The 21,351-nt window shown below is 72.0% G+C and carries 19 protein-coding genes; 4 read left to right on the top strand and 15 right to left on the bottom strand.

Annotation, left to right across the window (positions count from 1 at the left end; translation table 11 throughout):
* Nucleotides 1–14: 14 nt before the first annotated feature.
* The 4 genes from gph to efp all read right to left on the bottom strand — a co-directional run bounded on the left by gph (nt 15) and on the right by efp (nt 3,452).
* On the bottom strand, nt 15–716 hold the full coding sequence (gene gph, locus HNR76_RS06120) for a phosphoglycolate phosphatase (protein WP_425501766.1): 702 nt from the start codon (nt 714–716) through the stop codon (nt 15–17).
* A complete protein-coding gene (gene ubiG / locus HNR76_RS06115; protein WP_162309985.1) occupies nt 713–1,450 on the bottom strand; it encodes a bifunctional 2-polyprenyl-6-hydroxyphenol methylase/3-demethylubiquinol 3-O-methyltransferase UbiG in 738 nt (245 codons plus the stop codon). The genes gph and ubiG overlap by 4 nt, the downstream gene beginning before the upstream one ends.
* Before the next feature lie 80 nt (nt 1,451–1,530).
* Nucleotides 1,531–2,868 carry a TRZ/ATZ family hydrolase gene (locus tag HNR76_RS06110; protein WP_162309984.1) on the bottom strand — a complete coding sequence of 446 codons (1,338 nt, stop codon included), beginning with the start codon at nt 2,866–2,868 and terminating at the stop codon, nt 1,531–1,533.
* A 17-nt stretch (nt 2,869–2,885) separates the two neighbouring features.
* The gene (efp, locus tag HNR76_RS06105) at nt 2,886–3,452 is read right to left on the bottom strand and encodes an elongation factor P (protein ID WP_162309983.1); all 567 of its coding nucleotides are present in this window, start codon (nt 3,450–3,452) and stop codon (nt 2,886–2,888) included.
* A gap of 105 nt (nt 3,453–3,557) precedes the next feature.
* Between efp and epmB the strand changes: the two genes are divergently transcribed.
* A complete protein-coding gene (epmB, locus tag HNR76_RS06100; RefSeq protein WP_183982148.1) occupies nt 3,558–4,628 on the top strand; it encodes an EF-P beta-lysylation protein EpmB in 1,071 nt (356 codons plus the stop codon).
* A 237-nt stretch (nt 4,629–4,865) separates the two neighbouring features.
* Here epmB and HNR76_RS06095 read toward each other — a convergent pair whose 3' ends face one another.
* Nucleotides 4,866–6,380 carry a fumarate hydratase gene (locus HNR76_RS06095; RefSeq protein WP_162310129.1) on the bottom strand — a complete coding sequence of 505 codons (1,515 nt, stop codon included), beginning with the start codon at nt 6,378–6,380 and terminating at the stop codon, nt 4,866–4,868.
* A 135-nt stretch (nt 6,381–6,515) separates the two neighbouring features.
* Between HNR76_RS06095 and HNR76_RS06090 the strand changes: the two genes are divergently transcribed.
* Nucleotides 6,516–7,442, top strand: a complete 927-nt coding sequence (locus HNR76_RS06090; RefSeq protein WP_162309981.1) for an RNA polymerase sigma-70 factor — start codon at nt 6,516–6,518, stop codon at nt 7,440–7,442.
* A gap of 37 nt (nt 7,443–7,479) precedes the next feature.
* Nucleotides 7,480–7,920: a carboxymuconolactone decarboxylase family protein gene (locus HNR76_RS06085; RefSeq protein ID WP_162309980.1), complete on the top strand. Its 441-nt coding sequence runs from the start codon at nt 7,480–7,482 to the stop codon at nt 7,918–7,920.
* A gap of 36 nt (nt 7,921–7,956) precedes the next feature.
* On the opposite strand, the gene HNR76_RS06080 is transcribed toward HNR76_RS06085, so the two are convergent.
* Nucleotides 7,957–8,844, bottom strand: a complete 888-nt coding sequence (locus HNR76_RS06080; protein WP_162309979.1) for a LytTR family DNA-binding domain-containing protein — start codon at nt 8,842–8,844, stop codon at nt 7,957–7,959.
* 221 nt (nt 8,845–9,065) lie between these two features.
* On the opposite strand from HNR76_RS06080, the gene HNR76_RS06075 reads away from it, so the two are divergent.
* The gene (locus tag HNR76_RS06075; protein WP_162309978.1) at nt 9,066–10,337 is read left to right on the top strand and encodes an acyltransferase family protein; all 1,272 of its coding nucleotides are present in this window, start codon (nt 9,066–9,068) and stop codon (nt 10,335–10,337) included.
* On the opposite strand, the gene recJ is transcribed toward HNR76_RS06075, so the two are convergent.
* The 9 genes from recJ to HNR76_RS06030 all read right to left on the bottom strand — a co-directional run bounded on the left by recJ (nt 10,312) and on the right by HNR76_RS06030 (nt 21,332).
* The gene (gene recJ, locus HNR76_RS06070; RefSeq protein ID WP_162309977.1) at nt 10,312–12,093 is read right to left on the bottom strand and encodes a single-stranded-DNA-specific exonuclease RecJ; all 1,782 of its coding nucleotides are present in this window, start codon (nt 12,091–12,093) and stop codon (nt 10,312–10,314) included. The two genes, HNR76_RS06075 and recJ, sit on opposite strands and share 26 nt — an antisense overlap.
* Before the next feature lie 25 nt (nt 12,094–12,118).
* Nucleotides 12,119–13,060, bottom strand: a complete 942-nt coding sequence (locus HNR76_RS06065; RefSeq protein ID WP_162309976.1) for a phosphoglycerate mutase — start codon at nt 13,058–13,060, stop codon at nt 12,119–12,121.
* A 25-nt stretch (nt 13,061–13,085) separates the two neighbouring features.
* The gene (greA, locus tag HNR76_RS06060; RefSeq protein WP_162309975.1) at nt 13,086–13,562 is read right to left on the bottom strand and encodes a transcription elongation factor GreA; all 477 of its coding nucleotides are present in this window, start codon (nt 13,560–13,562) and stop codon (nt 13,086–13,088) included.
* Complete coding sequence (carB, locus tag HNR76_RS06055; protein WP_162309974.1) at nt 13,559–16,801, bottom strand: carbamoyl-phosphate synthase large subunit; 3,243 nt, start codon at nt 16,799–16,801, stop codon at nt 13,559–13,561. The genes greA and carB overlap by 4 nt, the downstream gene beginning before the upstream one ends.
* 1 nt (nt 16,802) lies before the next feature.
* On the bottom strand, nt 16,803–17,927 hold the full coding sequence (carA, locus tag HNR76_RS06050) for a glutamine-hydrolyzing carbamoyl-phosphate synthase small subunit (protein ID WP_162309973.1): 1,125 nt from the start codon (nt 17,925–17,927) through the stop codon (nt 16,803–16,805).
* Nucleotides 17,928–18,112: 185 nt separating this feature from the next.
* The gene (gene dapB / locus HNR76_RS06045) at nt 18,113–18,838 is read right to left on the bottom strand and encodes a 4-hydroxy-tetrahydrodipicolinate reductase (protein ID WP_162309972.1); all 726 of its coding nucleotides are present in this window, start codon (nt 18,836–18,838) and stop codon (nt 18,113–18,115) included.
* A gap of 103 nt (nt 18,839–18,941) precedes the next feature.
* On the bottom strand, nt 18,942–19,655 hold the full coding sequence (locus HNR76_RS06040) for a DUF2058 family protein (protein ID WP_162309971.1): 714 nt from the start codon (nt 19,653–19,655) through the stop codon (nt 18,942–18,944).
* Nucleotides 19,656–19,731: 76 nt separating this feature from the next.
* Nucleotides 19,732–19,962, bottom strand: a complete 231-nt coding sequence (locus HNR76_RS06035) for a SlyX family protein (RefSeq protein WP_183982172.1) — start codon at nt 19,960–19,962, stop codon at nt 19,732–19,734.
* A gap of 17 nt (nt 19,963–19,979) precedes the next feature.
* Nucleotides 19,980–21,332, bottom strand: coding sequence for a UDP-glucose dehydrogenase family protein (locus HNR76_RS06030; protein ID WP_162309970.1), 1,353 nt, complete (start codon nt 21,330–21,332; stop codon nt 19,980–19,982).
* Between the last annotated feature and the right edge of the window lie 19 nt (nt 21,333–21,351).

Genomic DNA, 21,351 nt, shown 5'->3' with positions numbered 1-21,351 from the left:
CAGACCGGTGCGGGTCAGCCCCCGGGGCGGCGCGGCCAGGCCGCCGGATCGAGCAGCTCGCCCGGCCGGTAGGCCATGGCGTCGGCCCGCCAGGCCTGCGGATCGTCGCCGTCCAGGCGGTAGCCCCAGGTCACCGCGATCGAAGGCATGCCGGCGGCGCGGGCGGCCACCACGTCGCGCTCGTCGTCGCCCACGTAGACGCACTCGCCCGGGTCGACGCCCAGGCTCCTGGCCGCCTCCAGCAGCGGCAGCGGGTGCGGCTTCTTCTCGGCATAGGTGTCGCCGCCGACCAGCACCGCGCAGCGGCGCTGCCACTCCAGCCCGGCGACCACGTCGCGGGCCAGGTACTCGGCCTTGTTGGTGATGATGCCCCAGCGCGCGCCGTCGTCCTCCAGCGCCTGCAGCATCGCGGCGACATCGTCGAACAACGCGCTGTGGCGTCCCAGCTCCTGCCGGTACGTCGCCAGGAACTCCGGCACCAGCGCGTCGCGCCCCGCCTCGTCCAGTTCCGGGAACGCCGCCGCCACCATCGCCCGCGCGCCCTTGGACACGTGCTGGCGCAGCAGGGCCAGGCCCACCGGCGGGCGGTCGCGCGCGGCGAGCATGCGGTTGGCGGTGACCACCATGTCCGGGGCGCTGTCCAGCAAGGTGCCGTCCAGGTCGAACAGGGCCACGCGCGGGAAGCGCGGCGCGCTGGCGCGGCGGTCCATGCTCAGGCCTCCGGCTTGGCCGCGCAGGCCAGGTAGTTGACCTCGGTGCGCCGCGACAGGCGCGCACGCTGGCGCAGCGGGTCGTAGAACAGGCCGCTGACGTCCTCCAGTCGCAGGCCGGCGTCGCGCACCCATGCGGCCAGCTCGGAAGGGCGGATGAAGTCGGCGTAGCGGTGGGTGCCCTTGGGCAGCAGGCCGGCCACGTATTCGGCGCCCACGATGGCCAGCGCGAACGCGGCCGGGGTACGGTTGAGCGTGGACAGGAACAGCCGCCCGCCCGGGCGCAGCAGCGCGGCGCAGGCGGACACGATGGCGGCCGGGTCCGGCACGTGCTCGAGCATCTCCATGCAGGCCACCGCATCGAAGCTGCCGGGCCGCTCGGCGGCCAGCGCCTCGACCGCCTTGATCTGGTAGTCGACCTGCACGCCCGATTCGAGCGTATGCAGGCGCGCGACCTTGACCAGTTCCCCGGCCAGGTCGATCGCCGTCACCTGGGCGCCGGCCCTGGCCAGCGCCTCGCTGAACAGGCCGCCGCCACACCCCACGTCCAGCACCCGGCACCCGTCCAGGTTCGCCGGCCCCAGGCGCTGGCGCAGATAGTCCAGGCGCACGGGATTGAGCACGTGCAGCGCGCGCTGCGGGCCGTCCGGATCCCACCAGCGGTTGGCCAGGGCGGCGAACTTGTCCAGTTCGGCCTGGTGGTAGTTGGAACCGGCGGATGCCTCGGCGTGGGTCGTCATCGTGATTCCTCCGGAGGCGGCCATTGTAGGCCACGCGCAAAACCAGGAACGGCGGGCGGTACGCGACGGCTTCCGATGCCTCAACGGCCCAGCGCGGCGATGCGGTCGCGCCACTGGCGCGCGTTGGCGACCAGGGCGCCGGTGTCGATGTCCACCAGCACGCGCGAATCGAGCTTGCGGCGGCCGGCGATCCACACGTCGGTCACCTGCTGGCGGCCACTGGCGTAGACCAGTTGCGACAGGACGTGATGCAGCGGCTGGGTCTCCAGCGCCGACAGGTCCACGCAGGCCAAGTCGGCCTCCTTGCCCGGCTCGATCGAGCCGATGCGCTCGCCGAAGCCCAGCGCGCGCGCGCCGCCCAGGGTGGCGGCGCGCAGGGTGGTGGCCGCGTCCAGCGCGGTGGCGTCGCCGGCCACCGCCTTGGCCAGCAGCGCGGCGGTGCGCAGCTCGCCGAACATGTCCAGGTCGTTGTTGCTGGCGCAGCCGTCGGTGCCGATGGCCAGGTTCACCCCGGCCCGCTGCAATGCGCAGGCCGGGCAGAAACCCGAGGCCAGCTTGAGGTTGGACTCGGCGCAGTGCGCCACCGACACGCCGCGCTCGGCGCACAGGTGGATCTCCGCCTCGGTGAGCTGGGTCATGTGCACCGCGATCAGGCGGTCGTTGACCAGGCCCAGCCGGTCCAGCCGCGCCAGCGGGCGCTGGCCGTGCTGCTTGAGCGAGTCGGCGATCTCCTGCGCGGTCTCGTGGGTGTGCAGGTGCACCGGCACGTCGAGCTGGTCGGAGAGCATGCGGATGCGCTCGAAGCTGGCATCGCCGACCGTGTAGGGCGCGTGCGGGGCGAAGGCAGTGCCGACCAGCGGGTCGTCGCGCCACTGGTCGTGGACCTCGCCGGCGCGGTCGAAGTACTCGTCGTCGCTGCCGGCCCAGGCAGTGGGGAAATCGATCACCGGCAGGCCGACCAGCGCACGGAAGCCATGGCGCTTGTAGACCGCGGCCTGAACATCCGGGAAGAAGTAGTTCTCGTTGGCGCAGGTGGTGCCGCCGCGCAGCATCTCGGCGACGGCCAGGGCGACGCCGTCGGCGACGAATTCCGGCCCGATCACCGCCGCCTCCACCGGCCAGATGTGCTGCTGCAGCCAGGTCATCAGCGGCAGGTCGTCGGCGATCCCGCGCAGCAGGGTCATCGGGTTGTGGGTGTGGGCGTTGACCAGGCCGGGGATCAGCGCGCCATCGGGGCGGGCGACCGTCTCGGCGGCGGCGAAGCGCGCGCGTGCCTGCGCCGTGGGCAGCACCGCCACGATCCGGCCGGCGGAAACGACGACGGCGTGATCCTCCAGGACCACGCCGTGCGGTTCGACCGGGACCACCCAGCCGGCTTCGATCAACAGGTCGCAGGGCTGGGGCGCGGTATCGGTCATGCGTGGGCGCCGATGCGTCACTTCACGCGCGAGACGTATTCGCCGGAACGCGTGTCGACCTTGATGATCTCGTCCTGGCCGACGAACAGCGGCACGCGCACCACCGCGCCGGTCTCCAGGGTGGCCGGCTTGCCGCCGCCGCCGGAGGTGTCGCCGCGCACGCCCGGGTCGGTCTCCACGATCTTCAGCTCGACGAAGTTGGGCGGCGTGACCTGGATCGGGCTGCCGTTGAACAGCGTCACCACGCACTCCTCCTCGCCCTTGAGCCACTTCTCGGCCCCACCCATGCCGGCCTTGTCGGCCTGGACCTGCTCGAAGGTCTCCTGCTGCATGAAATGCCAGTACTCGCCGTCCGAGTACAGGTACTGCATGTCGGTGTCGACCACGTCGGCGGCCTCGACCGAGTCGGTGGACTTCATGGTCACTTCCTGCACCCGGCCGGTGCGGATCTGGCGGTACTTCACCCGGGTGAAGGCCTGGCCCTTGCCCGGCTTGACGTACTCGGTGTCGGTGATGATCGCAGGCTCGTTGTTGACCAGGATCTTCATCCCGTTCTTGACGTCGTTCATGCCGTAAGAGGCCATGGGAACTCCTTGGGGTATGGCGGTGCCGCCACGGAAGACGACGGCCGGGCGGTTTAGAATGGGAAAGCCCGCCGAAGCCCGGCGGGCATGTCTTCCAGGCCCCACATGATACCTGCAGCCCCCCTGCCCATGCAGCCGGACGCCATGCCGGCGCCCCGCCCCGCCCCGGCGGCCGCGCCGGCCCCGGCCCCGGCCCCGGCCGCGCCGCGCTGGCAGCGTGCGTGGCGCGAGGCCGTGCGCGACCCGCGCGAGCTGCTGGCCATGCTGGGCCTGGACGCGGTGGCGGCCGGCATCTCGGACGCGGCCGCCGCGCAGTTCCCGCTGCGGGTGCCGCGCGGGTTCGTCGCCCGCATGCGCCACGGCGACCTGCACGACCCGCTGCTGCGGCAGGTACTGCCGGTGGATGCCGAGGAGCGCATCGTGCCGGGCTTCGGCCTGGACGCGGTGGGCGACGGCGCGGCCAGGAAGGCCGAGGGCGTGATCCAGAAATACCGCGGGCGCGCCCTGCTGGTGACCACCGGGAGCTGCGCGGTGCACTGCCGCTACTGCTTCCGCCGCCACTTCCCCTATGCCGAGGAAACCGCCGCCCGCGAGGGCTGGCGCGAGGCGGTGGCCGCCGTCGCCCACGACCCGACGATCGACGAGGTCATCCTCTCCGGCGGCGATCCGCTGTCGCTGGCCACCTCCAAGCTGGCCGAACTGACCGCGCAGTTGGCGGCCATCCCCCACGTCAAGCGCCTGCGCATCCACAGCCGGTTGCCGGTGGTGCTGCCCGAACGGGTGGACCCGGCCCTGCTGCAATGGCTGTCCGCCTTGCCGTGGCCGGTGGCCCTGGTGGTCCATGCCAACCATGCCAACGAGTTCGACCCCGAGGTGGACGCGGCGATGGCGCGCCTGCGCGGCGCCGGCGCGCAGTTGCTCAACCAGGCCGTGCTGCTGCGCGGGGTGAACGACAGCGTCCACGCGCTGGCGGCGCTGTCCGAACGCGGTTTCGCCGCCGGCGTGCTGCCCTACTACCTGCACCAGCTCGACCGGGTGCAGGGCACGGCCCACTTCGAGGTGGACGACCAGCGCGCCCGCGCCCTGCACACCGCGCTGGCCGCCCGCCTGTCGGGCTACCTGGTGCCGAAGCTGGTCCGCGAAATCCAGGGCGATACCGGCAAGCGGCCGCTGTAGTCGGACGGGGCCGTCGAACCCAACGACGTTGCTGTTGCCGTTCGATGGTCGGCGTGGATGTACATGCCGGCGCGCAGGCATGGCGCTCGCGCCCAAGGGTGCTCCTGCAAGGGGTGAGCCAGGGGGAGGCGTGATTGCCACGGGTCAGGGATACCGCCCCGGCGTCGGGGAAGAATCCCAAAACGAAAAAGGGCCGGCGTCGCGCCGGCCCTTCCGCCTCGGTCCCCGGGCGCAGCCTCAGGCCACCACCACCGGAATCCGGCCGATGCGCGCCTGCCATTCCTTCGGCCCGGTCTTGTGCACCGACTCGCCGGTCGAATCCACCGCCACCGTCACCGGCATGTCCTTGACCTCGAACTCGTAGATCGCCTCCATGCCCAGGTCCTCGAAGGCCACCACCCGGCTGGCCTTGATCGCCTTGGAGACCAGGTACGCCGAGCCGCCGACCGCCATCAGGTACACCGCCTTGCTGTCGCGGATCGCCTCGATGGCCGCGTCGCCGCGCTCGGCCTTGCCGACCATGCCCAGCAGGCCGGTCTGCTCCAGCATCTGCCGGGTGAACTTGTCCATGCGCGTGGCCGTGGTCGGGCCGGCCGGGCCGACCACTTCCCCGGCCATCGGGTCGACCGGGCCGACGTAGTAGATGAAGCGGCCGGTGAAGTCCACCGGCAGCTTCTCGCCGCGGTCGAGCATGTCGACCATGCGCTTGTGCGCGGCATCGCGGCCGGTCAGCAGCCGGCCATTGAGCAACAGCACCTCGCCCGGCCGGAACGTGGCCACCTCGCCCCGGGTGATGGCGTCCAGGTCCACCCGGCGCGCGTTCTTCGGGGCGTAGGTCAGCTTCGGCCAGTCCTCCAGCGAGGGCGGCTCCAGCGCCACCGGGCCGCGGCCGTCCAGGGTGAAGTGCGCATGGCGGGTGGCCGCGCAGTTGGGGATCATCGCCACCGGCAGGTTGGCCGCGTGGGTCGGGTAGTCCTTGATCTTGACGTCCAGCACGGTGGTCAGCCCGCCCAGGCCCTGGGCGCCGATGCCCAGCGCATTGACCTTCTCGTACAGCTCGATGCGCAGCTCCTCGACCCGGCTGGACGGACCGCGGGCGATCAGCTCCTGGATGTCGATATGCTCCATCAGCGATTCCTTGGCCAGCAGCATCGCCTTCTCGGCGGTACCGCCGATGCCGATGCCGAGCATGCCCGGCGGGCACCAGCCCGCACCCATCGCCGGCACGGTCTTCAGCACCCAGTCGACGATGGAATCGGACGGGTTGAGCATGGCGAACTTGGACTTGGCCTCCGAGCCGCCGCCCTTGGCCGCGACGATCACCTCCACGGTGTTGCCCGGCACCACCTTCACGTTGACCACCGCCGGGGTGTTGTCCCGGGTGTTGCGGCGCGTGCCCGCCGGGTCGGCCAGCACGCTGGCGCGCAGCGTGTTGTCCGGGTGGCCGTAGGCGCGGCGCACGCCCTCGTTGGCCATGTCCTCCACGCCCATGGTGGCGTCGTCCCAGCGCACCTGCATGCCGATCCGCAGAAACACGGTGACGATGCCGGTGTCCTGGCAGATCGGGCGGTGGCCCTCCGCGCACATGCGCGAATTGATCAGGATCTGCGCCATGGCGTCCTTGGCCGCCGGCGACTGCTCGCGCTCGTACGCGGCGGCCAGGCTGCGGATGTAGTCGACCGGGTGGTAGTAGCTGATGTACTGCAGGGCGTCGGCGACGGACTGGATCAGGTCCTCCTGGCGGATGGACACGGGGGCGGACGACGGGCTGGGAATGCGGGCAACGTTCACGGCTGGCTCATGGCGGGCGAAAACCGGTTTATTTTAGGCCAAAGCGGCTCCCCGGCCGCCGGTCACGCCGGCACACGCCGTTCCGTCCTGGCTTCCATGGATACCGACGATCCCTTCGAATCCCATCGCCCGCGCCTGTTCGCGCTGGCCTACCGCATGCTCGGCAGCCGCGCCGAGGCCGAGGACGTGGTCCAGGACACCTGGCTGCGCTGGCACCGGGCCGGGCCGGCCACGGTCCGCGACCCGGAAGCCTGGCTGGTCGCCGCCGCGACCCGGCTGGGCATCGACCGCCTGCGCGCGGCGCGGGCGCGGCGCGAGCGCTATGCCGGCCCGTGGCTGCCGGAGCCGCTGCGGATCGAGGCATCGGACGCCGCCGCCGGCGCGGGCCTCGAAGGCCGGGCCGACGACGCGCCCGGTCCCGCGCGCCGGGCCGAGACCGCGCAGCAGGTCTCGCTGGCCTTCCTCGCCGTCCTGGAACGGCTCGGCCCGGAAGAGCGCGCCGCGTACCTGCTCAGGGAGGCGTTCGACTACGACCATGCGCAGATCGCCGCCCTGCTGGGCCGCAGCGAGGCCAGTTGCCGGCAGATGGTCCACCGTGCGCGCGAGCGCATACAGGCGGGCAGGCCGCGCTTCGAGGTGTCGCCGCAGCGGCATCGCCGCCTGCTGGAGCGCTTCATGCAGGCCGCGCGCCAGGGCGACCGCGAGGCGGTCGCCGCCCTGCTGCGCGAGGACGCGCGGCTGGTCTCCGACGGCGGCGGCAAGGCGCTGGCGGCGATCCGCCCGCTGCTGGGCGCCGAGCGCATCGCCCGCCTGTTCTGGGCGGCCTACCGCCGCCGCGACCCGGCCGTCGCCTGGCGCATGGGCAGGGTCAACGGCGAGCCGGCGATCCTGCGCTACCGCGACGACGTGCTTGTCGCGGCGATGGTCGCGGTCAGCGATGGCGAGCGGATCGCCGAGCTGCTCAACGTGGCCAATCCGGACAAGCTGGGTGTCACGCCGCCGGCCGCCGCCGCGTCCTGGTAGCGAAGGCGCCACGTCGGCCGCCATGAGAAGCCCTGCCATGAAGTTCCACCGCGTCGAGTATCCCAAGCACGTCCCCGAGGCCTTCCAGGGCCTGTACGCCGCCAGCACCGCCCTGCACGGCGGCCACCTGGGACAGGAGCTGCTCGAACTCGTGTTCCTGCGGGTGTCCCAGATCAACGGCTGCGCCTACTGCATGGACATGCACGCCGGCGCGCTGCGCAAGGCCGGCGTCCAGGCGCGCAAGCTCGACACCGTCGCCGGCTGGCGCGACAGCCGCTTCTTCGACGCGCGCGAGGGCGCGGCGCTGGACTGGGCCGAGCGGTTGACCGCCCTGCCCGCCGGTGCGCCGGCCGATGCCGCCTACGAGGCGCTGGCCGCGCACTTCGATGCGCGCGGCATCGCCGAACTGACCATGGCCGTGGCCCTCATCAACGCCTGGAACCGGCTGGGCGTGGGCCTGCGGCCGGTGCTGCCCTGAGTCCGGCGCTCCCCACCCGGCCGCGGCGAGGGCGGATCAATCGCCCTCGCCGCCGTCGATGCGCCCGCGCAGCGCCTGGCGATAGCGCCGGCTGCACGGCAGCGCGCCGCCGTCCTTCAGGTGCACGCGGGCATCGCCGGTCTCCAGCGGCTCGATCGAGGCGACCTGGTCCAGGGCCACGATGAAGCTGCGGTGGATCCGGACGAAGCGGCGCGGGTCCAGGCGCCCGTGGATGCCGGCGATGGTGCTGCGCAACGGGTAGTCGTGCCCGCGCACGCGCAGGTTGACGTAGTTGCCGGCCGCCTGCAGCCACTCGATGTCGCTGGCGGCGATCAGGAACTCGCGGCCGAGCTTGCGTACCAGGAAACGCTCGGGGCGCTCGACCGGCTCCACCGGCGGCCCTTCGTCCGGCTCGGCCAGCAGGCTCGCCTCGCCCTGCCAGCGGCGCAGCAGGGAGCGGTAGCCCTCCATCAGGATCACGATCAGGGCGAAGCTGCGCACGTCCTTCAGGTATTCGTACCACAGCTCGCGCGGCCATGGCCCGAAGTCGTAGTCCATGCCCTGGCTGCGATAGGCCAGGATCCGCAGCACCGCCATGCCGGCCACGTGCACCGCGCAGACCACCGCGCTGGCCGCGGCATGCCCGGCCAGCCGCCGGCGCCAGTTGTCCCAGTGCAGCGGGAAGCGGCGCGTGTACCAGGCGATGCCCGGGATCAGCACCAGCAGCCACACCAGGCCGCTGCTGGCCTCCCACACCGCCGGCTCCCACGACAGCACGCCCGAGGCCTGCCGCCGCAGGTCGATCAGGGTGGTCATGCTGTTGCCCACGCAGTTGGCGGCGATCAGCACTGTCCACAGCCCGGCTTCGACCCAGCGCTTCCAGGGCAGGTAGCGTTCGTAGGACATCGTGGCGGGCCGCGTCATCGGTGCATTCTAGCGGGCGCGATGCATCGTCCCGCGCCGTACCGGCGGCGCAGGCGCCGCGGGTGGGCCGACCCGCCGCATCTCCCCGCGCCCGCCGGCGGCGATTCGTCACCGGGTCCCGCGACTCGTCCCGCCGGCACCGCGGCACGTCCCCTGGCGATGGCCGGGGCCTGCCGTCTGCGCGAGCCTGCCCCGCATTCCCTTCCGCAGGAGCCGACGCGATGCAACGCCGCCACGACCTCGACTGGATCCGGGTCTGCGCCTTCGGGCTGCTGGTCCTCTACCACGTGGGCATGTACTACGTGAGCTGGGACTGGCACGTCAAAAGCCCGCATGCCGGTCCCGCGCTGGAACCGCTGATGCTGCTCAGCTCGCCCTGGCGGCTGTCGCTGCTGTTCCTGGTATCGGGGGTGGCGACCGCCTACCTCCTGGACCGGGCCGAGCAGGCCGCGCATGCCGGCAGCGGGCGCGTCCGGTTCCTCGGCGCCCGCTCGTGGCGGCTGCTGGTGCCGCTGGCCTTCGGCATGCTGGTGGTCGTTCCCCCGCAGTCCTATTACGAGGTGGTCGAGCAGTTGCCCGGCGGCTGGCAGGCGGGCTACGCCGTCTTCTACGCCCGCTACCTGTCCGCCTACGACGGCTTCTGCGATGCGGACGGCTGCCTCATCCTGCCCACCTGGAACCATCTGTGGTTCGTGGCCTACCTGTGGGTCTACACCGTGGCCCTGTGGCTGCTGTGGCAGTGGGCCCGGCCGTTGCTGGAACGCACGCGATCGCTGCTGGTCCCGGCCTTGCGCGGCTGGGGTGTGCTGCTGTGGCCGGCGCTGGCGCTGGGCCTGGCGCGGATGCTGCTGGTCGAGCGCTTCGGGTCCACCCACGCCCTGGTCGGCGACTGGTACAACCACGTCCAGTACTTCGGCGTGTTCCTGCTCGGCTTCCTGATCGCGCGCGCGCCGGCGGCCTGGGACGCCCTCGTCCGGGTCCGCTGGACGGCGCTGGCGCTGTGGCTGGCGGCCTGGGCCGCGCTGGTGGGCTATTTCGCCGCCTACGCGGACCTGGCCCCGCTTCCCTGGGTGCGCCTGGCGATGCGCGCGGCCTGGGGCCTGGACCAGTGGTGTGCGATCGTGGCCGTGCTGGGCTTCGCCCGCCGCCTCGCACCCGGCGACAGCCCGGCCCTGCGCTACCTGAGCGCGGCGGTGTTCCCGGTCTACATCCTGCACCAGACCGTGATCGTGGTGTTGGCGCACCATCTCAAGCCGCTGGACCTCCCGCCTGCGCTCGAAGGCCCGCTGCTGGTGCTGGCGACGTTCGCCCTGTGCCTGGCCGCCTACACCGTCATCCGCCGGTTCGGCTGGCTGCGCCCGCTGTTCGGGCTCAAGCGCCTGCCGTCCCCTGCGAAGACGGCGAAGAGGACAGCCGATGGCTCTCGCGCACGGGCGAACGACGAGGCGCCCGCCGGCGAGGAGGCCATCAGGCCGGTGCGAGATGCTCGATGACGAGCTGGATCGCCTGCCCGCCGCGGTAGTCGTCGGGCGCCAGCCGATAGGCCAGGTGCACGCTCGGCGAGGGCGCATCGCCACTCCACCCGCCGAAATGGATCGCCGCCAGCGGCTCGCGCCCTTCGGGACGGCGCAAGGTCAGGCGCAGGTGGCGCTCGCCGACCGTGCGCCAGTCCAGCACGTCGAAGCGGCCGTCGAACAACGGCTCGGGAAATCCCTGCCCCCACGGTCCGCCGTCGCGCAGCGCCTCGGCGTGGAAGCGGTCGAATTCCTGCGGGCGCAGTTCGCCGTCGCTGAGCAGTTCGGATTGCAGCAGGCCGTCGTCCAGCATGCGCGCCGCATGCGCCTGCCACGCCTGCTCGAATACCGGCAGGTTGGACAGTTCCAGGCTCAGCCCGGCCGCCATCGCGTGCCCGCCGAAGCGCTCCACCAGTCCCGGATGCCTGGCCGCCACCGCGGCCAGCGCATCGCGGACGTGGAACCCGGGGATCGAGCGCGCCGAGCCGCGCAGCAGCGAGGCCCCCGGCTCGGCCGGCGCGAACGCGACCACCGGCCGGTGCAGGCGCTCCTTGATCTTCGAGGCGACCAGGCCGACCACGCCCGGATGCCATTGCGGGTCGAACAGGCACGGCGCCAGGGCCGTCGCATCCTCCGGCAGGCGCGCGCGCGACAGGGCCGCCTCGGCGTCGTCGGTCATGCTGCGCTGGACGGCGCGGCGCTGGGCATTGATGCCGTCGAGCGTGGCGGCCAGTTCCCGCGCGCGCGCGATGTCGTCGGTCAACAGGCACTCGATGCCCAGCGCCATGTCCTCCAGCCGCCCGGCCGCGTTGAGCCGCGGCCCGATGGCGTAGCCGATGTCGGCCGCGGTCAGCCGCGCCGGGTCGCGCCCGCAGACCTCGATCAGGGCGCGCAGGCCGGCGCAGCCGTACCCGGCGCGCAGGCGACGCAGGCCGGCGGCGGCCAGGGCGCGGTTGTTGGCGTCCAGCGGCACCAGGTCGGCGATGGTGCCCACCGCGACCAGGTCCAGCAGGGACGTCAGGTCGGGCCGCCTTTCGGACCGCTTTTCCCGGGAAGCACTGCCATGGATGGCCGTTTCCCGATCCTCGCGATCGGGGCGATCGTCCGAATGCATCCTTCGCCGCAGCGCCAGCAACACATAGAAGATCACGCCGACGCCGGCCAGCATCTTGCTGGGGAAGCCGTCGCCGGGCAGGTTCGGGTTGACGATGGCATCGGCCGGCGGCAGGCGCTCGCCCGGCAGGTGGTGGTCGGTGACCAGCACTTGCCAGCCGCGCGCGCGCGCGGCGGCCACCCCGGCATGGCAGGCGATGCCGTGGTCCACGGTGACCAGCACATCGGGCCGCAGCGCCGCCAGCTCGTCGACCAGCGCCGGCGACAGGCCATAGCCATGGACCATGCGGTTGGGTACCGCGTGCGAAACCCGCGCCGCGCCCAGCATCCGCAGGCCGCGCACGCCGACCGCGCAGGCGGTGGCGCCATCGCAGTCGAAATCGCCGACGACCACGATGTGGCGCTGTTCGCGGATGGCCCTTTCGAGCAGCCCGGTGGCCGCGTCCAAGCCGCCCAGGCCGTCGGGCGGCATCAGCGACGCCAGCCGGGGCCGCGCGGCCTCGATGCCGGCGGCGCCGCGCGCGGCGTAGACCCGGCGCAGCAGCGGCGGCACCGCGTCGGGCCAGTGCCCGTCCACGGCGGCATCGGGCCGCCGGCGGATCCGCAAGGCGGCCGGGGTCATGCCCGGCCCATCCGGCGCGGCCGGCTCATCCCGCCAGCGCCGCCAGCGGCCGCCGCCACAATCGCCACCGCTGCCCGCGCCGCAGGTGGAAGCGCGCGCCGTCCTCGAAATCGAGCGTCAGGGTGTCGTACTCGCCCTGCGCCATCGACTCCAGCAGCGGCGGCAACACATGGCGGACGAAGACCTCCAGCGAGCGCAGGTGGCGCAGGTCGACCAGGCTGTCGCCGGTGGCCATGGCCGTCGTCTGCGGCGCGGTCATCGCCGCACCGGCGGCGCGCGCCAGCGCCTGCAGCAGGGCATCGGGGCTGCGCACGTTCATGTAGCGCGATTGCACCGCGTCCGGCGCGACACCGCCGCCCCAGAACCACAGCGAGTTGATCGCCACTTTGCCCTGCGCGGCGCGCTCGCCGTTCCAGGGATGCTGGTGCAGGACCACCTGCACTTCGGTGATCAGCGCACGCCAGCGCCGCGCCAGCGCGTCGTCGCCCTGCGGCAGGGCCAGGAACAGGTCTTCGCCGACCGCCTCTTCCGGAGCCGCGAAATCGGGCAGGCGCGTGCCTTCGGGCAGGCGCAGGTACCAGCGCGCCGGATGCGGCGCATCGAGCAGGAAGCCGGCATCGCCGAACAGCGGCCGCAGCGCGGGCAACAGGGCCTGCGCATCCTCGGCGCCCAGGCCCAGGCCCTCGCCCCAGCCGAGCAGGCGTGCGCCGTTGAGGTCGGGCGCCACGTGCGCCGGGTCGGCCCGCAGCCATACCGCGCCTGTGGCATCGCCCGGGGCATCGGCCTGCCGGGTCAGCGCCGCCGCCGGCCAATGGTCCGGCAGCAGCCGGAAATGCCGGCGCAACTGCGCCCGCCCGCCGGCGTCGGCCTGTTCCCGATCGGCGCGGCCGAGCGCGGCACCGGCCACCGCCGGCAGCGTCCCGCCCAGGCGCGCGCGCTCGGGCAGCAGCAAGGCGATGGAGGTCATGGCGCGGAACCCGCCGGCGCGACCGTCAGCCCAGGTACTCGACGCCGGCGATCTCGTACTCGCGCTTGCCGCCGGGAGCGTCGATCACCACCGCATCGCCCTCCTCCTTGCCGATCAGCGCGCGCGCCACCGGCGAGGAGATGGCGATCAGGCCCTGCTTGATATCGGCCTCCAGGTCGCCCACGATCTGGTAGCGGGTTTCCTCGTCGGTCTCCACGTCGGCCAGGGTCACGGTGGCGCCGAACACCACCTTGCTGCCGGCGTTGAGCTTGGCCACGTCGATCAGGTCGGCGTGCGAGAGCTCGCTCTCCAACTGCTTGATGCGGCCCTCGATGAAGCCCTGCTGCTCGCGGGCGGCGTGGTACTCGGCGTTCTCCTTGAGGTCGCCGTGCCCGCGCGCCTCGGCGATGGCGGCGATCACCTCGGGCCGCTTGACCGACTTGAGGTGTTCCAGCTCCTCGCGCAGGCGCTGGGCGCCCTTGATCGTCATCGGGGCTCTCACGATTGCAGCTCCTCATGCAGTTCCTGCAGCGACCAGACCGGGCCGGTGCCGCGGAACTCGAGCGAATGCACCAGCGCGCGCGCACCCGCAATGGTGGTCGAATAGGTCACGCGCTGCTGCAGCGCCTCGCGCCGGATCGAGAACGAGTCGGCGATCGCCGCGCGGCCTTCGGTGGTGTTGACGATGTAGGCGATCTCGCCGTTCTTGATGGAGTCGACGATGTGCGGGCGGCCCTCGGCCACCTTGTTCACCAGCGCGCACTCGATGCCGTGCTCCTGCAGCCAGGCCGCGGTGCCGCGGGTGGCGACCAGGCTGAAGCCGCGCTCGAGCAGGGCCCTGGCCACCGGCAGCACGCGCTGCTTGTCCGGGTCGCGCACGGACACGAACGCCTTGCCCGGCAGCGGCGCCTTGATCCCGCCGGCTTCCTGCGCGCGCGCCATGGCCGCGTAGAAGCTGCGGCCCACGCCCATCACCTCGCCGGTGGAGCGCATCTCCGGGCCGAGGATCGGGTCCACGCCCTGGAACTTGGCGAACGGGAAGATCGCCTCCTTCACCGAGTAGTAGTCCGGCACCACCTCGCGGGTGGCGCCCTGCTCGGCCAGGCTGCGGCCGGCCATGCAGCGCGCGGCGATCTTGGCCAGCGGCACGCCGGTGGCCTTGGACACGAACGGCACGGTGCGCGAGGCGCGCGGGTTCACCTCCAGCAGGAAGACGGTATCGCTGCCGTCCTCGTGGGTCTGGATCGCGAACTGGGTATTCATCAGGCCGACCACGTTCAGGGCCTTGGCCAGCTCGACCACCTGCCGGCGCAGCTCGTCCTGGGTGGCGGCCGACAGCGAGTACGGCGGCAGCGAGCAGGACGAGTCGCCCGAGTGCACGCCGGCCTCTTCGATGTGCTCCATCACCCCGCCGACCAGGGTGTTGCCCTCGGCGTCGGCGATCAGGTCCACGTCCACTTCCACCGCGTTGTCGAGGAAGCGGTCCAGCAGCACCGGCGAGTCGTTGGACACCTTCACCGCGTCGCGCACGTAGCGGGCCAGGTCGGACTCGCCGTACACGATCTCCATGGCGCGGCCGCCGAGCACGTAGCTGGGACGCACCACCAGCGGGTAGCCGATCTCGCGGGCCAGGGCCAGCGCCTCGTCGGCGGTGCGCGCGGTGCGGTTGGGCGGCTGCTTCAGGCCCAGCGTCTCGACCAGTTGCTGGAAGCGCTCGCGGTCCTCGGCCAGGTCGATGGAGTCCGGGCTGGTGCCGATCACCGGCACGCCGTTGGCCTCCAGCGCGCGGGCCAGCTTCAGCGGGGTCTGGCCGCCGTACTGCACGATCACGCCCTTGGGCTGCTCCAGCTCGACGATCTCCAGCACGTCTTCCAGCGTCAGCGGCTCGAAGTACAGGCGGTCGGAGGTGTCGTAGTCGGTGGACACGGTCTCCGGGTTGCAGTTGACCATGATGGTCTCGTAGCCGTCCTCGCGCAGCGCGAGCGCGGCATGGACGCAGCAGTAGTCGAACTCGATGCCCTGGCCGATGCGGTTGGGGCCGCCGCCGAGGATCATGATCTTGTCGCGGTCGCTCGGGTCGGCCTCGCACTCGTCCTCGTAGGTGGAATACAGGTAGGCGGTGGAGGTGGCGAACTCGGCCGCGCAGGAGTCCACGCGCTTGTAGACCGGCTTGACCTTGTGCGCGCGGCGCAGGGCGCGGACGGCGGCCTCGTTGGTGCCGGCCAGCTCGGCCAGGCGCGCATCGGAGAAACCGTCGCGCTTGAGCTTGCGCAGGCGCGCGGCGTCCAGCGAGTCCAGGCCCTCGGCCGCCAGCTTCTTCTCTTCCTCGACGATCTCCTCGATCTGGTCCAGGAACCACGGGTCGATGAACGACAGCGCGTGGATGTCCTCCACGCTCATGCCGGCGCGGAAGGCGTCGGCCACGTAGAACAGGCGCTCGGCGCCCGGCGCCTTCAGCTCGCGGCGCAGCACGGCCAGGTCGTCCTCGCTGGACAGGTCCAGGCCGGTCGGGTCGAAGCCGGTCTTGCCGGTCTCCAGGCCGCGCAGGGCCTTCTGCACCGACTCGCGGAAGGTGCGGCCCATCGCCATCACCTCGCCCACCGACTTCATCTGCGTGGTCAGGCGCGCGTCGGCCTGCGGGAACTTCTCGAAGGCGAAGCGCGGGATCTTGGTGACCACGTAGTCGATCGCCGGCTCGAACGAGGCCGGGGTGAGGCCGCCGGTGATCTCGTTCTTCAGCTCGTCCAGGGTGTAGCCCACCGCCAGCTTGGCCGCGACCTTGGCGATCGGGAAGCCGGTGGCCTTGGAGGCCAGCGCCGAGGACCGCGACACGCGCGGGTTCATCTCGATGACCACCACCCGCCCGGTCTGGACGTTGATGCCGAACTGCACGTTGGAACCGCCGGTATCCACGCCGATCTTGCGCAGCACCGCGATGGAGGCGTCGCGCAGGCGCTGGTACTCCTTGTCGGTCAGGGTCTGCGCGGGCGCCACGGTGATCGAGTCGCCGGTATGCACGCCCATCGGGTCCAGGTTCTCGATGGAGCAGACGATGATGCAGTTGTCCGCGGTATCGCGGACCACCTCCATCTCGAACTCCTTCCAGCCCAGCACCGACTCCTCGACCAGCACCTCGCCCACCGGCGACAGTTCCAGGCCGCGCTTGACGATGTCCTCGAACTCCTCGCGGTTGTAGGCGATGCCGCCGCCGCTGCCGCCCAGGGTGAAGGACGGGCGGATGATGGTCGGGTAGCCCACCTTGGCCTGGATCTCCACCGCCTGCTCGAAGGTCCTGGCGACCTCGGCCTTCGGGCACTCCAGGCCGATCTCGCCCATCGCCACGCGGAACAGCTCGCGGTCCTCGGCCATGCGGATGGCCTCGCGCTTGGCGCCGATCAGCTCCACGCCGTACTTGTCCAGCACGCCGTTGTCGGCCAGGTCCAGCGCGCAGTTCAGCGCGGTCTGGCCGCCCATGGTCGGCAGCAGCGCGTCGGGCTTTTCCTTGGCGATGATCTTCTCGACCGTCTGCCAGTTGATCGGCTCGATGTACACCGCGTCGGCGGTGTCCGGGTCGGTCATGATCGTGGCCGGGTTGCTGTTGACCAGCACCACCCGGTAGCCCTCCTCGCGCAGGGCCTTGCAGGCCTGCGCGCCGGAATAGTCGAACTCGCACGCCTGGCCGATGACGATCGGGCCGGCGCCGATGATGAGGATGGTCTTGATGTCGTTGCGCTTGGGCATGTCAGTTCTTCTCCATGAGCGCGACGAACCTGTCGAACAGCGGCGCGACGTCGTGCGGGCCGGACGACGCTTCCGGGTGGCCCTGGAACGAGAACGCAGGCGCATCGGCCAGCTCGATGCCCTGGTTGGTCCCGTCGAACAGGGACCGGTGGGTGACGCGGACCGCGGCCGGCAGGCTGGACTCGTCCACCGCGAAGCCGTGGTTCTGCGAGGTGATCATCACCTTGCCGCTGTCCAGGTCGATGACCGGATGGTTGGCGCCATGGTGGCCGTGGGCCATCTTCATGGTCTTCGCGCCGCTGGCCAGGGCCAGCAACTGATGGCCCAGGCAGATCCCGAACAGCGGGATCTTCCTGGCCACGAACTCGCCGATGGCGGCCACCGCGTAGTCGCAGGGCGCCGGGTCGCCCGGTCCGTTGGACAGGAACACGCCGTCGGGCTTCAGCGCCAGCACCTCGGCGGCCGGGGTCTGCGCCGGCACCACCGTCACCTCGCAGCCGCGGCCGGCGAGCATGCGCAGGATGTTGAGCTTCACCCCGAAATCGTAGGCCACGACCTTGAACCTCGGCTCGCTGCGGGCGAACGCGTTGCGGTCCAGGTCCAACTGGCCCTCGCTCCACGGATAGGGCTCGGTGGTGCTCACCACCTTGGCCAGGTCCATGCCCTTGAGGCCGGGGAACTTGCGCGCCGCCTCCAGCGCCTGCTCCACGTCCAGGCCCGCGCCGGCCATCAGCGCGCCGTTCTGGGCGCCGCGCTCGCGCAGCAGGCGGGTCAGCTTGCGGGTGTCGATGCCGGCGATGGCGACCACGCCGCGCGCGGCCAGCCATTCCTGCAACGGCGCCTGGCTGCGCCAACTGCTGGGACGGCGCGGAACGTCGCGCACGATCAGGCCGGCCGACCACACCTGCGCGGCCTCGTCGTCCTGGGCGGTGCAGCCGGTGTTGCCGATGTGGGGGTAGGTCAGCGTGACCAACTGGCGGGCATAGGAGGGATCGGTGAGGATCTCCTGGTATCCGGTCATGGAGGTGTTGAACACCACTTCGCCGACCGACAGGCCGCTGGCGCCTACGGAGTCGCCCTCGAACACGGTGCCGTCTTCGAGGACGAGGATTGCGGATTGAGTCACGTGGTTCGCCTTGAGGATAGTGAGGAGCCCTGTCGCCGGCCACGGCGGAAGCCGGGCTGCAGAAAGCCGCGGACTCGGTGTCTCTCCGGTCCGGGGCATGGGGTAACAGGCGAGCGGGAATTGTACCGGCGAAGCCCCCAAAAGGGAACGCTGGCCGGGCGGCGGGCCGGCCCGCCGGCGGCGGCTCAGGCCGTGCCGAACAGCAGCCCGCGCATGCTGTACAGGCCCGGCCCGCGCCCGTTCAGGCGCGTTGCGGCCTGCAGCGCCCCGCGCGCGAAGATGTCGCGGTTGGTGGCGCGGTGCACCAGCTCCACGCGCTCGCCCTGCCCGGCGAACTGGACCAGGTGCTCGCCGACGATGTCGCCGGCGCGCAGGCTGGCGTAGCGCGGCTGCGCCCCGCCGGCGGCGGCCGCTTCGCCCAGGGTCAGGGCGGTACCCGAGGGCGCGTCCTTCTTGTGCGCGTGGTGCGACTCGACGATGTCGCAGTCCCAGCCCGGCAGCGCCCGCGCGGCGCGTTCGACCAGTTCGTTCAGCACCGCCACCCCGACGCTGAAGTTGGAGGCCCACAGCAGCGCGATGGACTGCGCGGCGGCCTCCAGCGCGTCGCGTTGCGCCGGCGCCAGTCCGGTCGTGCCCGACACCAGCGCGCGGCCGCGCTCCACGCACAGCGCCAGCACCGGGTCGAAGCCTTCCGGCAGGCTGAAGTCGATGGCCGCGTCGAATTCGGGCACCGCGGCCAGTTCGGCGGCGGCGAAGAACGGCACGCCGTCGGCCACGCGCTGCGCGGGCGCGCGCCGGGTGACGGCGGCCACCACCTGCCAGGCATCGGGCGCTTCGGCCGCCAGGCGCAGCAGCGCCTGGCCCATGCGCCCGGATGCGCCGTGAATCAGGAGTCGAAGGGGGGTGTCCATAAGTGGACGCAGGCTAGCCGGCGATGCGGTCGCCGGGCAAGCCTTGTCGCGTGAAGAGGACGGGCGCGCAGCCGGGGGAAAGGACGCCCGCCGCGCCGCGCCCTCACCAGACCAGGTCGTCGGGCACCTGGTAGCGCGGGTCGGCGTAGGGATCGTCCTGCGCGGGCGCGTCCGGATCGACCTTCAGCGCCACCGCCGGCGGGAACACCGCCGCGGCCTGCGCCAGCACCGCCGCATCGACCAGCAGGTAGCGGCCGTTGAGCTGGACCACGCCCAGCGCACCGGCGTTGAGCGCCTTGAGCTGGGCCTCGGTGACATAGATGCGCTTGATCTTGCCGCCGTACTCGAAATGGCGGGCGATCTCGGCGGCCGCGTCGTTGAACGCCCTGCCCTGCAGCAGTTCCTCCAGCTTCGCCCGCGCTTCGCGACGCTGGCGCGCTTCCTCCTGCTTGATGCGCTCGGCCTCGATGCGCTCGTGCTTCTCCTGTTGCGCGCGCAGCGCCCAGGCCTTGCCCAGGTCCATCTCCGCCTTGCGGCGGGCGCCGTCTTGCGCATGCGCGGCCCGTGGCGCGGCCCGGCCTTGCTTGCCGGACGCGCCGGACTTGCCTTCGCCCGGATGCCGGCCGCCGCGCGCGCCATCGTGCGCGGGTCCGCCGCGGTGCGCGCCGCGTGGCGAACCATCCTTCGCCGGCCCGCCACCGGGCGCTCCTTCCTTGCGCGGTCCGCCGTGGCCGCCCTTGCCGCCGGGCTTGCGCTCGGGCCTGGGCGCGGCCTTGAAGCCGAGGTTGAGCAACTGTTCGCGAAAGCTGTCGGTCATCGTCGTCGGAATGGCGGCGGCCGCTGCAGGGCGGCGTGGGGGTGGGAGGCGGCGAGCGCGGCGGGCGCCCGCGGGCTCAATAATGCGGCGGCGGCGGCTCGCTGGCCGGGTCGGCGTACAGGGCCCCGCGCAGGCCGCGCAGGTCGGCCAGCACCAGTTGCAGCAGCTCGTCGCTGCGCGCGCGCTCCAGGCGCGCCTCGGCCAGGGCCTCGCTCAGTTCGGACAGGGCATGCTCCTGGAACGCGAGCCGGGTCTCCAGCTCGACCAGCCGGCGCTCCAGTCCATCGCCGCCGTCCATGCCCGGCATCGTCGCCTGCACCGGACTCACGGCACCCGCACCGAACGGCCGCGCCCGATGCCGTAGTAGGCCAAGCCCGCGGCCTCGGCCTCCTCCGGCTCGTACAGGTTGCGGCCGTCGAACACCACCGCGTCGGCCAGCGCCGCCTGCAGGCGGCCGAAGTCGGGGATGCGGAACTCCTTCCATTCGGTGACCACCACCAATGCGTCGGCGCCTTCCAGGGCGGCGGGCGCCGATTCGCACAGCACCAGGTCATCGCGCTGCCCGTAGAGACGGCGGGCCTCGTCCATCGCCTCGGGGTCGTAGGCCCGCACCGTGGCGCCGGCCTCCCACAACTGTTCCAGCAGGCGCCGGCTGGAGGCCTCGCGCATGTCGTCGGTGTTGGGCTTGAACGCCAGCCCCCACACCGCGAACGCCTTGCCGCGCACGCCCTCGTCCTCGCCACGGTCGTAATGGCGCTGGACCAGCTCGAACAGGTGGCCCTTCTGGCGCTCGTTCACGTCCTCCACCGCCTGCAGCAGGCGCGCATCGTAGCCATGCGCGTGGGCGGTGCGGGCCAGCGCCTGCACGTCCTTGGGGAAGCACGACCCGCCGTAGCCAGCGCCGGGATAGATGAAGTGCCAGCCGATGCGCGGGTCCGAGCCGATGCCCTTGCGCACCGCCTCCACGTCCGCGCCCACGCGCTCGGCGATGTTGGCGATCTCGTTCATGAAGCTGATCTTGGTCGCCAGCATGGCGTTGGCCGCGTACTTGGTCAGTTCGGCCGAGCGCACGTCCATCACCACGAAGCGGTCGTGGTTGCGGTTGAACGGCGCGTACAGGCGGCGCATGCGTGCCACCGCGGCATGGCTGTCGGCGCCGATGACGATGCGGTCCGGGCGCATGCAGTCGGCCACCGCGTCGCCTTCCTTGAGGAACTCGGGATTGGAGACCACGTCGAACGGGACGTCGGCCCCGCGCGCCTCCAGTTCGGCGGCGATGGCCGCGCGCACCCGGTCGGCGGTGCCCACCGGCACGGTGGACTTGCCCACCACCACCACCGGGCCGTCGATGTGCCGGCCGATGGTCCGGGCCACGGCCAGCACGTGCTGCAGGTCGGCGCTGCCGTCCTCTTCGGCCGGCGTGCCCACGGCGATGAACACCAGGTCGCCATGGGCCACGGCGACGGCCGCATCGGTGGTGAAGTGCAGCCGGCCGGCGGCGTGGTTGGCCCGGACCATCGGCTCCAGCCCGGGCTCGTAGATCGGGACGACCCCGTTCTTCAGGCCCTCGATCTTGGCCGCGTCGACGTCGACGCAGACCACCTCGTGGCCGACCTCGGCCAGGCAGGTCCCGGTGACCAGGCCCACGTAACCGGTTCCGAAGATCGCGACGCGCATCGTGGCTTCCGTCGTGACG

The organism is Pseudoxanthomonas broegbernensis (assembly GCF_014202435.1).
Classification (GTDB): Bacteria; Pseudomonadota; Gammaproteobacteria; order Xanthomonadales; family Xanthomonadaceae; genus Pseudoxanthomonas; species Pseudoxanthomonas broegbernensis.
The sequence above is the reverse complement of the archived record's forward strand: the minus strand, read 5'-3'. Positions and strand labels throughout refer to the sequence as shown.